The organism is Streptomyces sp. NPDC037290 (genome assembly GCF_055603245.1).
Genome location: NZ_JBVJVZ010000017.1, coordinates 95,431 through 107,297 on the forward strand (window position 1 = coordinate 95,431; position 11,867 = coordinate 107,297).

At 72.9% G+C, this 11,867-nt stretch carries 10 protein-coding genes and 2 pseudogenes; 6 read left to right on the forward strand and 6 right to left on the reverse strand.

The annotated features are described in order from the left end of the window. The 3 genes and pseudogenes from ACZ7HQ_RS36340 to ACZ7HQ_RS36350 all read right to left on the reverse strand — a co-directional run. Positions 1-642 (reverse strand): annotated as a pseudogene (locus ACZ7HQ_RS36340) (helix-turn-helix domain-containing protein); the annotation flags it as partial. Positions 643-913: 271 nt separating this feature from the next. Then, positions 914-1,384: a DUF3017 domain-containing protein gene (locus ACZ7HQ_RS36345; protein ID WP_470999353.1), complete on the reverse strand. Its 471-nt coding sequence runs from the start codon at positions 1,382-1,384 to the stop codon at positions 914-916. After that, on the reverse strand, positions 1,374-2,228 hold the full coding sequence (locus ACZ7HQ_RS36350) for a bifunctional methylenetetrahydrofolate dehydrogenase/methenyltetrahydrofolate cyclohydrolase (protein WP_470999355.1): 855 nt from the start codon (positions 2,226-2,228) through the stop codon (positions 1,374-1,376). The genes ACZ7HQ_RS36345 and ACZ7HQ_RS36350 overlap by 11 nt, the downstream gene beginning before the upstream one ends. A 264-nt stretch (positions 2,229-2,492) precedes the next feature. Between ACZ7HQ_RS36350 and ACZ7HQ_RS36355 the strand changes: the two genes are divergently transcribed. The 4 genes and pseudogenes from ACZ7HQ_RS36355 to ACZ7HQ_RS36370 all read left to right on the forward strand — a co-directional run bounded on the left by ACZ7HQ_RS36355 (position 2,493) and on the right by ACZ7HQ_RS36370 (position 6,060). Then, positions 2,493-3,029 carry a hypothetical protein gene (locus ACZ7HQ_RS36355; protein ID WP_470999357.1) on the forward strand — a complete coding sequence of 179 codons (537 nt, stop codon included), beginning with the start codon at positions 2,493-2,495 and terminating at the stop codon, positions 3,027-3,029. Between the two features lie 153 nt (positions 3,030-3,182). After that, a pseudogene (locus tag ACZ7HQ_RS36360) lies at positions 3,183-3,940 on the forward strand (FHA domain-containing protein). After that, positions 3,937-5,508 (forward strand): serine/threonine protein kinase, encoded by a 1,572-nt coding sequence (locus tag ACZ7HQ_RS36365; protein WP_470999358.1) that lies wholly within the window; start codon positions 3,937-3,939, stop codon positions 5,506-5,508. The pseudogene ACZ7HQ_RS36360 and the gene ACZ7HQ_RS36365 overlap by 4 nt, the downstream one beginning before the upstream one ends. Before the next feature lie 81 nt (positions 5,509-5,589). After that, positions 5,590-6,060 (forward strand): hypothetical protein, encoded by a 471-nt coding sequence (locus ACZ7HQ_RS36370; protein WP_470999360.1) that lies wholly within the window; start codon positions 5,590-5,592, stop codon positions 6,058-6,060. 197 nt (positions 6,061-6,257) lie between these two features. On the opposite strand, the gene ACZ7HQ_RS36375 is transcribed toward ACZ7HQ_RS36370, so the two are convergent. Beyond that, complete coding sequence (locus tag ACZ7HQ_RS36375) at positions 6,258-7,214, reverse strand: ArsR/SmtB family transcription factor (protein ID WP_470999362.1); 957 nt, start codon at positions 7,212-7,214, stop codon at positions 6,258-6,260. Positions 7,215-7,280: 66 nt separating this feature from the next. On the opposite strand from ACZ7HQ_RS36375, the gene ACZ7HQ_RS36380 reads away from it, so the two are divergent. After that, on the forward strand, positions 7,281-8,555 hold the full coding sequence (locus ACZ7HQ_RS36380) for an MFS transporter (RefSeq protein ID WP_470999364.1): 1,275 nt from the start codon (positions 7,281-7,283) through the stop codon (positions 8,553-8,555). Positions 8,556-8,604: 49 nt separating this feature from the next. Here ACZ7HQ_RS36380 and purH read toward each other — a convergent pair whose 3' ends face one another. Together purH and purN are read right to left on the reverse strand one after the other, a co-directional pair. Then, positions 8,605-10,164: a bifunctional phosphoribosylaminoimidazolecarboxamide formyltransferase/IMP cyclohydrolase gene (gene purH / locus ACZ7HQ_RS36385; RefSeq protein WP_470999427.1), complete on the reverse strand. Its 1,560-nt coding sequence runs from the start codon at positions 10,162-10,164 to the stop codon at positions 8,605-8,607. 5 nt (positions 10,165-10,169) lie between these two features. Beyond that, positions 10,170-10,808, reverse strand: coding sequence for a phosphoribosylglycinamide formyltransferase (gene purN, locus ACZ7HQ_RS36390; protein ID WP_470999366.1), 639 nt, complete (start codon positions 10,806-10,808; stop codon positions 10,170-10,172). Positions 10,809-11,088: 280 nt separating this feature from the next. Between purN and ACZ7HQ_RS36395 the strand changes: the two genes are divergently transcribed. Beyond that, positions 11,089-11,865 (forward strand): hypothetical protein, encoded by a 777-nt coding sequence (locus ACZ7HQ_RS36395; RefSeq protein ID WP_470999368.1) that lies wholly within the window; start codon positions 11,089-11,091, stop codon positions 11,863-11,865. The last annotated feature ends 2 nt before the right edge of the window (positions 11,866-11,867 follow it).

The window sequence follows — 11,867 nt, forward strand, 5'->3', positions numbered from 1 at the left end:
CCGCTAGGAAACAGGACGTGTGGCGAGGGGCCGCCCCCCTCCTTAACCCCGCCCCCCCTCCCCCCCCCTGCCCCCCCCCGGGGCGCCCCCCCGCCCCGGGCCCTGGTACCCGGCCAGGTTCCAGGAGTTGCCGCCGGAACTCGCGCCGTCGCGGATGCCGGCGTCCCGGGCGTCGGCGTCGGGGGCCGTCGGCTGCGGGGGGATCGTCGGGGAGACACCTGCCGGACCGGCGATGCCCGTGGCCGGCCCGACGGTGCCCGTGGCCGCACCGGCGCCGTCGCCCTTGCGCCCGGACGGGCCGCCGGTCGCCTCCGCCGCCCCGAACTCGCCGAGCGCGGCGCGCGCCTGCGAGATGTGGATCGCCTCCATGGTGCGGTCGTGCCGCATCTCCGCCCGGCTCCAGGCGCGTTCGGCCAGCTCCCACATCGTGGTCAGGTGCACGGGGTTGGTGCCGGTGACCTCGGCGAGCGCGACGACCGCGCCCTTGGGCGCGAGCAGCCGGCCGCCCAGGTACCGCTCCCAGGACGTCTTGCTGTAGCCCGTGCGGTCGGCGAGTGCCGCGACGCTCAGCCCGCTGCGGTCCACGAGCCGCCGCACCTGGCTGGTGAACTCCTTGATCTGCGGGTCCAGATCGTCGGGCAGGTCCTTCCAGCGAGGCATCGGTTCCCCCCTTGCTCTCCCCCTGCTGTCCCCGTGCTGGCTACCCACAAGGATGCGCTGCCTAAGGATTCCAGTTCCCGCAGTGGGGGCGCGCGGGAGCATGGAGGGCGCGCGCGACCGTAGCGGAACGGTCACTTCCGTGCCACAGCGCAAGGACAGCCGTTGAACAGGCGGTTCACAGGCGGAAGGCTGAACGACGACGGCGGCTCGTCCCTCCTCGGGGGAGGGGACGAGCCGCCGTCGCCCACGGCACCTACTGGTTGAGGGTGAAGTGCAGGGTGTCCTTGAGGAAGGGGATCCGCAGCCACGGGTCGGGCTGGGCCATCATCGCCAGCAGGACGATCGCGAGGCCGAGCACGCCGTAGGTGGCGATGTCCGTGAAACGGGAGCGTACGGCGAGCATGCCGACGCTGGGCAGTATCCAGCGCATGACCGCGCCGGCCAGCAGGGCGGCGCCGATCAGCAGGGTGCCGTAGCGGAACACGTCGAGCGCGGTCAGCAGCAGACCGAGCGCGACCGCTCCGAGCACCACCAGCATGGGCCACTGCCGAGCCGGCGCCGGGGCACCGCCGGGCGCGGCCCGGCCGCCGCCCTCGGGCCGCGCGGTGTCCCTGGTGATCCGCGGGAAGCGACGCGTGACGCGCCGCGGCCGCCCCTGCGCATCCGGGGCACTGATCGCGTCGCGCACGGTCGGCTCACCGCCGTGCGCCCGCTCAGCCGGCACTGCGCTCCGCCGCCTCGACCACGTTGACCAGCAGCTGCGCCCGGGTCATCGGGCCCACACCGCCGGGGTTCGGGGAGATCCAGCCGGCCACCTCGACGACGTCCGGGTGCACATCGCCGACGATCTTGCCCTCGGCGTTGCGGGAGACACCGACGTCCAGCACGGCGACACCCGGCTTGACGTCCTCGGCGCGGATCAGGTGCGGGGAGCCGGCCGCCGCGATGATGATGTCGGCCCGCTTCAGGTGGGCGGACAGATCGCGGGTGCCGGTGTGGCACTGGGTCACGGTGGCGTTCTCGCTGCGCCGGGTGAGCAGCAGCGGCATCGGCCGGCCGATGGTGACACCGCGGCCGACGACCACGACCTCGGCGCCCTTGATCTCCACGCCGTGCGCGCGCAGCAGGGAGAGGATGCCGTTGGGGGTGCAGGGCAGCGGCGCGGGCTCGTTCAGGACCAGCCGGCCGAGGTTCATCGGGTGCAGCCCGTCGGCGTCCTTGGCCGGATCCATCAGCTCCAGGATGCGGTTCTCGTCGATGCCCTTGGGCAGCGGCAGCTGGACGATGTAGCCGGTGCAGGCCGGGTCCTCGTTCAGCTCCCGTACGACCGCCTCGATCTCCTCCTGGGTCGCCGTGGCCGGCAGCTCGCGCTGGATCGAGGCGATGCCGACCTGCGCGCAGTCGCGGTGCTTGCCGGCGACGTACTTCTGGCTGCCGGGGTCGTCCCCGACCAGGATCGTGCCGAGGCCGGGCGTGATGCCCTTCTCCTTCAGCGCCGCCACGCGGGCGGTCAGATCGGACTTGATCGCGGCTGCGGTGGCCTTGCCATCGAGAATCTGGGCGGTCATGCCCCCATCCTCGCGGATGACCCGGCCCCTGTTCCAATCCGGGGGTGGCCGGGGGCCGTACCGCCTTGTCGGCAGATGATCGACGATGTTGCACTTGCACAACACCTCGGGTATCCGGCTGGACAAGGCACTATCCGGTCAAGAACGATAAGCAGCACAGTGCAGCGGGCAGCTCATCGGGGGGACGGACCGCATCTGTAGAACCCTCCTCCGTGCAGTGCCGCGCCTCGTCCCCAGCACTCGAGCAACGGAGGAAACACCGCCATGAGCTTTGGCGACCCGAACAACCCCTACGGCCCCCCGCAGGGCCAGCAGCCCGGTTACGGCTACCCGGCGGCGCCGCCGGTCCAGCAGCCGTACGGCGCCGGCGCCCCGATGACCGCCATGCCGGGCAACGTCAGCGCGGCCCGGGTGATGCTCTGGGTGATCGTCGGCCTGCAGGCCCTCGGTGTGATCGGATTCGCCGTCAGCGCGGTCCGCGTGAACAACATGAAGAACGACAGCGCCCTGCAGGACGACAGCAGCTTCCAGCGGCTCGCCGACTACTCGACCGGCATGCTGTGGGGAATCGTGGTGTTCGCACTCGCATGGGGTGTGTTCGCGGCCGTGCTGGCCACGAAGTTCAACACCGGCGGAAACGGCGTCCGCGTCACGACCCTGGTGTTCGGCATCATCACCGCGGTCCTCGGGCTGTACCCGTTCGTCATCGTGGGTCTGGTCCACCTGGTGCTCGGCATCCTGATCGCCTGCTTCGTCGGCGGCGCCAACGGCAAGGCCTGGTTCAACCGCGCCCGCTACTGAACCCGCCCGCGCGACGGAACAGTTCGCGCCATTTCAACGCCGAGGGCCGTGTCTCACCCGTCCAGGGGGAGGCACGGCCCTGGTGTCTCCCCCTAGGCTGGCTCGGGTAGCCGTACCCGGCCGGGGTGGCCGCAAGGCACGGGGAGCCGCACCTTGTACAGCATCATCGTCGTACTCCGCCGACCACGGAGGACCGGCAGGACCGCACCCACCGCACCCAGATCCGGCTCGCCCCCGGGGAGCGCCTCAGCTTCGGACGGGCGCCGGGCAACGACCTGAGGATCCCGCACGACGGGGTCTCGCGCCGGGCCGGCGAACTCGGTGCGCAGGGCGCCTTCTGGATACTGAGCAACCTGTCCGCGCGGCACACGTACGTCGTGGAGAACCCCGAGGGCGCCGGCGAGCACATCAAGGTCGGCCCGGGCAGACTCGACGCCCCCGTCCCGTTCGAGTTCTCGCGGATCGTGCTGCCCGCCGCCGGGGACCTGCTGACGATCGAGGTGTGGGCGCCGCGCCACGACTACCTGCCCGACGGCGCCGGTCCGGACGGCGACACCACCGCCCCTGCCTTCTCCGTCGACCGCACCAAGCGCTACTTCGCCGTCCTGGCCGCCCTGTGCGAACCGCGGCTGCGCGGCGACCCGCACGCCCCGCTGCCCACCGTCGACCAGGTCGTCGACCGGCTGCGCCCCGCCTGGCCGGCCGCCTCGCGCACCTCGGTGCAGTGGAACATCGACTACCTGGCGGTCAAACTGCGGCTCAAGCCCGGCCCGGAGACCGCGGACACGGGCCCCCGCCTCAACGGCAAGAAGGAGTCCCTGGTCTCCCTCGCGCTCCGCTTCGACCTCGTACGCGAGGACGACCTGGTCGTCCTGTCCCGGTCCGGGTCCGTCAGCCGGGCGGCCCGGTGACCGAGCCGTACGCCGTACCGGTGCCCAGGGGCTACCGGGTCGGCATCTGGGAGGTGCGCGAACCGATCGCGACGGGTGCCTTCGGCAGCGTGTACGCGGGCCGGCGGCTCGGCGACGGTGACGGTGACGGTGACGGTGACGGTGACGGTGACGGTGACGACAGCCTGCCGCGCACGGCCGCCCTGAAGTTCCTGCCCACCGGCACCGGAACCCCGCGCCAGCTGACCCACCTGCGCGAACTCATCGAGCGGGAGATCGAGTTGCACCGCCGGCTCAGACGGCCGCGGCTGATCCGGATGTACGAGACCGTCGTCGTGGACGACCCGGCCCGCCCCGCGCTCGACGGCGCCACCGTCCTCGTGCTGGAGCGCGCCGAGGGCTCCCTGTCCGCCCTGCTGGCCGCCTCGCCCCGCCCGGACGCCGGGCCCGCCCTGCTCGCGCAGATCTGCGAGGGGCTGGCCCAGCTGCACCGGGCCGGCTGGGTGCACGGGGATCTGAAACCGGCCAATGTGCTGCTGATGGCGGACGGTTCGGCACGGCTCGCCGACTTCAACATGGCCGCCGAACTGGAGGGCACGCACGCCTACACCCCGGCCTTCTCCACCCCCGACTACACCCCGCCCGAGCTGCTGTGGGCGGAGATCGGCGAACGCGGCCGGCGCATCCGCCCGTCCGCCGACGTCTGGGCCTTCGGGGTGCTCGCCCATCTCGTCCTCACCGACTCCTTCCCGCTGTCCGGCGCCACCCCGACGGCCCGCCGCGACGCGGCCGCCGCCTACGCCCGCGGCACCGACGAACTGCGCCTGTCGCCCGGACTCCCGGACGCCTGGCGGGAGATCGTGCGGGACTGCCTGGCCCGGACGCACGAGGCACGCATCGGCACCGAGGCGCTGCTGCGCCGCGTCGAGGCGGCCGCCGGCACGGGCCGCTCGCCGCGCCTGCCCCGGCTCCTCCCGCGCCGCACACGCCGGCGGGCGGTCATCGCGGGCGCCGCGGCCGCCACCGTCGCCGTGGCGGCCCTGGGCTACGGCATCAGCACCTGGACGGCTGCCGGCGGCACCGACGACACGGGCATGGCCGCCTACGGCGCCTCCGAACTCCGCACGGACCAGGGCGTGCCGGCGCGGTACCGGAAGCTCATCGTCGACTCCGCCCACGCCTGCCCCGAGTCCGACGTCACCCCCGCGCTCGTCGCGGCGATGCTGAAGGCCGAGAGCAATTTCGACCCCGACCTCGCCGACCCGGCCAGGCACGAGTTCGGCATCGCCCGCTGGACCCCTGCCGTCCTGCGCTGGTACATGCGCGACGACGGCGTCCCCGCCTCGGCGACGCCCACCCCGCCCCTCACGCCCTCCGTCTCCATCCCGGCCATGGGCCGCTACCTCTGCTTCATGTCGCCCCACCTGAAGTCCGGCCTGCCCGGCGACAAGCGGGTGCTGCTCGCCGCCGCCTACCGGACGTCGTACTCGAAAGTGAACGACACGGGCGGAGTTCCCCCGAAGTACCGCGACTACTGCGCCCGTGTCGCCCACTACCTCAAGGAGTACACGCCTCCCGGAAAGAAGTGACCCTGAGACGTCCGAGGTACCGGCGGACGGCCGCGGCTGGGACGGTGGAACCACCGAACCACTCGTTCACATGGGGGAACAGTGAACATCGCCAAGCCCGCCGCGCTGCTCGTCGCGGCCACCGCCCTGCTCGCCGGCTCCACGGTCGCGGCCACCGCCGCCGCGCCGGACGGCACCCGGGTCACCGGCGTCCAGCAGGTCGCCGACCAGGTCCTCGCCGGCCACCCGAAGCCCCTCTCCGCCTCCGCCGACAAGGTCCGGTACGACGGCCTGACCCTCACGAAGGCCCCGCGGGGCAAGGTCGCCGCCAAGGATCTGGACTGCGCCTACGGCCACCTGTGCATGATCGTCCGGGGCACCAGGTTCGACTTCTACAAGTGCCAGACGTGGACCGTCTCCAACTGGACCGGCGACGGCCCGTTCACCAACAACCAGACCCCGGGCACGGTCGCCAGGTTCTACAACCAGGACGGCAGCGTCCGCTGGACCTCGACGGCGTACGAGGCCGGCACCGCGACCTGGGACCCGATCTGGTCCCTGCGCCCCTGCTGACCCGGCTTAAGAGGCTCGACGGCCTCCGGCTCCCTCGGGGGAGGGCCGGAGGCCGTCGACGAACGCCGTCCAGGCGTGGCCGGGGGAAGAGGAGGACGGGGGCTGCTGCTGATCGACGCCGTGGCGCTGCGGTGGGACGTCGCACAGGGGACCGGTGGCACGACCGTGTGGTGCGAGTGCGCCGGGTGAGCCCGCGGTCATTGTTCGGCCACCAGAGCCTCGGCCGTCTCGGTCCGGGCGTACAGGATGCTGCGGCCGAGCCGGGTGGTGCGCAGCAGGCCCGCGTCGCGGAGTGCCGTGAGGTGCTGTGACGCGCCGCCGACCGTGAGCCCGGCGAGTGCGGCGAGCTGGGTGGTGGTCGCCGGTTCCCGGAGCAGGGTGAGCAGGCGCGCCTTGGGCCGGCCGACCACTCGGGTGAGCGCGTCCGAGGGAGCGGCCGGGCGTGACTCCCAGATGGTCGCGGTCCCGCGCGCCGGGTAGCGCAGGAGCGGCTGCCAGGGCGGCGTGGCGAGCAGCCACACACCGGGCCAGGCGAACGCGGACGGGCCGAGGACCAGGCCCCGTCCGCCCAGTTCGAAGGTGCCGGTGCGGTTGCTGCGCAGCCGCACCCCGAGTCTGCCGTCCTCCCAGCTCAGGCCCGGGTCCAGGTCGGCGAAGAGCCGGCGGCTGCCGCCGGTGGAGAGCAGCTGGGCCCGGTGCCGTACGTCGGCTTCGAGGACCGCGCGGATGCGCGGCCAGTACGGTGCCACCGCCAGCTCCCAGTACGCCTCGATGGTCGCCACCACCCGGTCGACGGCCGCGGCGGGATCCGGGTACCGGGGCAGACCCAGGGTGTCGAGGTCGGCGTGGATCCGTTCCACCGGGTGCGCGCGCAGCGCCGCGAGTTCGAGCCGGATGTCCGGGGCCGAGGTCAGCGGGGCCGGGGCGACGAACGCGGCGACCTTCGGCGTGAGCAGTTCGGTGACCGGCCGCAGGTCCAGCCGTGCCCGCGCCAGGCGGGGGCGTACCGCCGCGAGCCATGGGCCGTGCAGGGTGTGACCGTCGCGACCGTCGGTGTCGGAAAGGACACGCAGGCTCGCGATCGTCTCCCACAGCGGCGAGATCGCCAGCCGGGTCAGCGCGAGGTCCTCGGTGGTGAACTCCAGTTCAAGCACCCGTCGAGTTTAGGTATTTCTGAACTCATGGCGGGCGGGGCGGTCCGCCCGCCAGCCTCGGGCGCCATGACTCGCACACTCCTCGCACCCCCCGCCGCGAACCGGCGGCACCGCGGCGTCCTCGCCGACCGCGACTTCCGGCTCCTGTACACGGCGGACGCGGCCGGCCGGCTCGGCGCGCAGGTCAGTTTTCTGGCGCTCCCCGTCCTGGCGCAGACCGTGCTGCACACGGGGGCGGCCCAGGTCGGCGTGCTGTCCGCGCTCGGCACCGCGGCCTTCCTGATCGTCGGCCTGCCGGCGGGTGCGTGGGTGGACCGCGTGCCCAAGCGGACCGTGCTCGTCGCGGCCAACCTGAGCAGGGTCGCGCTGATGGGCTCGATACCCGTGGCCTGGGCCTGCGGCGTACTGGCTCTTCCGCAGCTGTACGTGGCCGTGTTCCTGACCGGGGTGGCGACGGTCTTCTTCGACGTCGCGCATCTGTCGTACGTGCCCTGTCTCGTCGGCGGGGACCGGCTCGTCGCCGCCAACTCCCGGCTCGCCGGGCTGAACCAGGCCGCCGACGTCTCCGGACGCGGCGTCGGCGGGCTGGTGGTGCAGTTGCTCGGGCCGGCGGCGGCCGTCGTCGTGGACGCGCTCGGTTTTCTGTGGTCGGCGTGGTGGATCGCGCGGATCCGGGCCGTCGAGCCGGGCCCGGCCCGGCGTACGGCCGGGCCGCGGCTCCGGGCGGAGACGGCGGCGGGGCTGCGCTTCGTGCTCGGCCATCCGGTGCTGCGCGCCCTCGCCGTCAAGGGGGCCGTGGCCAACCTGGCGATCCAGCTGTGCCAGGTGTCGTTCGTGGTGCTGTTCACGCAGGAACTGCACCTGTCGGCGGGGCTGCTGGGGCTGCTGCTGTCGGCCGGCGGCGTCGGTGGATTCCTCGGCGCACTCGCCGCGTCGGCGGCCGGCCGGCGCCTCGGGCACGGCCGGGCCTTGTGGCTCGTCGGCGCGGTCACGGGTCCGTTCGCCCTGCTCACCGCCCTGATGACCCGAGGGCCCCTGCTGTGGGTGGGCGCGGCCGGCTGGACGGTCACCCTCGTCCAGACCGGCCTTGCCAACGTCCTCGCGGTCAGCACCCGCCAGCGGGTGACCCCGGCGGCGATGCTGGGCCGGATGAACGCCACGTTCCGGTTCCTGCTCACCGGGGCGCTGTCCGTCGGCGCCCTGCTGGCCGGGCTGATCGGGACCTGCGCCGGGGTCCGCGCCGCGATCTGCACCGGTGCCGTCCTGATCGCCGGCAGCTGGGCCGTCGTCTTCTGCTCACCGCTGCGGAACGTGCGTCACCTGGATGAACTCGGCGACTGAACCGGTTCTGGGCCGACCCGGCGTCACATGGTGCCGGCCCGGCGCCGGCTCAGTGGAAGAAGTGGCGCGTCCCCGTGAAGTACATGGTCACGCCGGCCTTCTTCGCGGCCTCCACGACCTGCTCGTCACGGATCGAGCCGCCCGGCTGGACGATCGCCCGCACCCCGGCTCCGATGAGGATCTCCGGGCCGTCCGGGAACGGGAAGAAGGCGTCGGAGGCCGCATAGGCGCCCCGGGCGCGCTCCTCGCCGGCCCGCTCGACGGCCAGCTTGCAGGAGTCGACGCGGTTGACCTGGCCCATGCCGACGCCGACCGAGGCGCCGTCCTTGGCGAGCAGGATCGCGTTGGACTTCACCGCGCGGCACGCCTTCCAGGCGAACGCCAGCTCCCTCAGCTCCTCGTCGCCGAGCGCCTCCCCGCTGGCCAGCGTCCAGTTGGCCGGGTCGTCGCCGTCGGCCTGGAGCCGGTCGGTGACCTGGAGCAGCACACCGCCGTCGATCTGCTTGGCCTCGACCCGGTTGCAGGGCGCGCCCGGGGCCTTCAGCACGCGGATGTTCTTCTTCTTGGTGAGGGCCTGAAGGGCCCCCTCCTCGTAGTCCGGGGCGACGATGACCTCGGTGAAGATCTCCGCGACCTGCTCGGCCATCTCCTTGCTGACCGGACGGTTCACGGCGATCACACCGCCGTACGCGGAGACCGGGTCACAGGCGTGCGCCTTGCGGTGCGCCTCGGCGACGTCCGAACCGACCGCGATGCCGCAGGGGTTGGCGTGCTTGATGATCGCGACACAGGGCTCGTCGTGGTCGTACGCGGCACGGCGGGCGGCGTCCGTGTCCGTGTAGTTGTTGTACGACATCTCCTTGCCGTGCAGCTGCTCGGCCTCGGCGAGACCGCCCGTGCCGTCGACGTAGAGCGCGGCGTCCTGGTGCGGGTTCTCGCCGTAGCGCAGGGTGTTCTCGCGCTCGTAGGTGACGCCGAGGAAGTCCGCGAAGCCCGACTCGTCCGCCGGGGCGTAGGAGGAGGCGAACCAGGAGGCGACGGCCACGTCGTAGGCGGCGGTGTGCTGGAAGGCCTCGGCGGCCAGGCGCTTGCGGGCGGCCAGGTCGAAGCCGCCGTCCTGCACGGCCGCGAGCACGTCGGCGTACCGCTCGGGGCTGGTGACCACGGCCACGGAGGGGTGGTTCTTGGCGGCGGCGCGGACCATCGACGGCCCGCCGATGTCGATCTGCTCGACGCACTCGTCGTCGCTCGCACCCGAGGCGACGGTCTCACGGAACGGGTAGAGGTTGACCACGACGAGATCGAACGGCTCCACGCCCAGCTCGGCGAGCTGCGCACGGTGGCTGTCCAGGCGCAGGTCGGCGAGGATGCCCGCGTGCACCCTCGGGTGCAGCGTCTTGACCCGGCCGTCCAGGCACTCGGGGAAGCCGGTCAGCTCCTCGACCTTGGTGACGGGGACGCCGGCGGCGGCGATGCGGCCCGCCGTGGAGCCGGTGGAGACCAGCTCCACACCGGCCTCGTGCAGTCCGCGCGCGAGGTCTTCCAGCCCGGTCTTGTCGTAGACGCTGACGAGCGCCCGGCGAATGGGCCGCTTGTTGCTCTCGGCGATGGCGGTCACTGGATAACTACCTTTCGTCCCTCAATGCGATGGCCGTGGCGGGCGATCCGCCCCACGACCTCGACGAGCAGCCTTCGCTCGACTTCCTTGATGCGCTCGTGCAGCGCGCTCTCGTCGTCCTCGTCCCGCACCTCGACCACCCCCTGGGCGATGATCGGGCCGGTGTCGACACCGTCGTCGACGAAGTGGACGGTGCAGCCGGTGACCTTGGCGCCGTACGCGAGCGCGTCGCGGACGCCGTGGGCCCCCGGAAAACTGGGCAGCAGGGCCGGGTGGGTGTTGACGAACCGCCCGCCGAAACGCGCGAGGAACTCCTTCCCCACGATCTTCATGAACCCGGCGGAGACCACGAGGTCCGGCTCGTACGCGGCCACGGCCCCGGCGAGGGCGGCGTCCCACTCCTCGCGGCTCGCGTGGTCCTTGACCCTGCACACGAAGGTCGGCAGCCCGGCCCGCTCGGCACGGGCCAGCCCCTCGATGCCGGCGCGGTCGGCCCCCACGGCGACGATCCGCGCGCCGTACCGCTCGGCTCCGGTGCGCTCGATCTCGTCCAGGAGCGCCTGCAGGTTGGTGCCGGATCCGGAGACCAGCACGACGAGGCGCTTGACCGCGGGGCCAGCGGGGGTGGCGGCCACGATGGGGCCCTTTCTCGGGTGGCGATGTGTCCGGTCGACGGTTGTACGTTCGCACGAATGCTTCGCCCCCCTGAATACAGGGAAGTCTACGAAGCGGCCGACCGTCAGCAACGATACCGGCACTCGGGAAGGCCCCCACGGGACGGGGGAGTGGCCGGAAGGTAGCGTTCGCAGGGAATCACGAAGGGGCAGCCCCGGGAACGCGGTCGTCGTGCGGTGCGTTGTCGGGGTGGAAGCTCATGTCGGACAGTCGTATTCACCAGGGGAAGACGCTCTTTTGATGCCCGATCGCAGCCTGCGACTCCTCACGTTCCCTCCGAGCCCGGCGCAGGGAGGCGAGCGTCGCACCGTGCTGCTGCGGGAGCGGCCGGCCTCACCCCCCGAGGCTCCGCAGGGCGGTCAGGGCGACCAGGGCGGGCGCGACGGCGACGGACGCGGCGGCGGGCAGCAGGACGACAACCCGTTCGCGCCGCCGCCCGAGGGCACTCCGGACCGGCCCTGGCAGTCCCGCCACCCCGAGGGCTCGCAGGGCGGATCCCCCTGGGGCAGCCAGTGGAGCGACCGCCAGCCCGGGCGCTCCCCCGGCGGCTTCGGCGAACGGCCCGGCGGCGGCCCCCAGGGTCCCGGCGGACCGGCCGGCCCCGGCATGCGCTGGGACCCGACCGACCCCACCCAGCGCCGTGCGCGCTACGCCCTGCTGTCCGGCATGTGGGCCGTCTTCTTCGCCCTGTTCAGCTGGCCGTACGTGGCCCTGCTGCTGGGCGCGCTGGCCCTGTACTGGGGCGTCAGCGCGCTGCGCGCCAAGCCGCGCCGGCCGGGCCCGGACACCCCGGCGCCGCCGCCCGTCCCCGGCCGCCCGCAGACGACGGCGGCCGTCGGCGGCCTGGTCACGGCGTCCCTGGCCCTGGTCCTGGTCGCGTCGACCTTCACGGTCCAGCTGGTCTACCGCGACTACTACACCTGCGTCGGCGACGCCCTCACCCACGAGGCCCAACAGTCCTGCGACCGCCTGCTCCCGCAGGAGCTGCGGGGCGTCCTGGGGGTCGGCAACAGCTGAGG

Coding starts and splice junctions, on each gene's coding strand:
- ACZ7HQ_RS36380 (WP_470999364.1), top strand. CDS start 7,281: ATGACTCGCACACTCCTCGCACCCCCCGCCGCGAACCGGCGGCACCGC.
- ACZ7HQ_RS36350 (WP_470999355.1), bottom strand. CDS start 2,228: ATGACCGCCCAGATTCTCGATGGCAAGGCCACCGCAGCCGCGATCAAG.
- ACZ7HQ_RS36355 (WP_470999357.1), top strand. CDS start 2,493: ATGAGCTTTGGCGACCCGAACAACCCCTACGGCCCCCCGCAGGGCCAG.
- ACZ7HQ_RS36395 (WP_470999368.1), top strand. CDS start 11,089: ATGCCCGATCGCAGCCTGCGACTCCTCACGTTCCCTCCGAGCCCGGCG.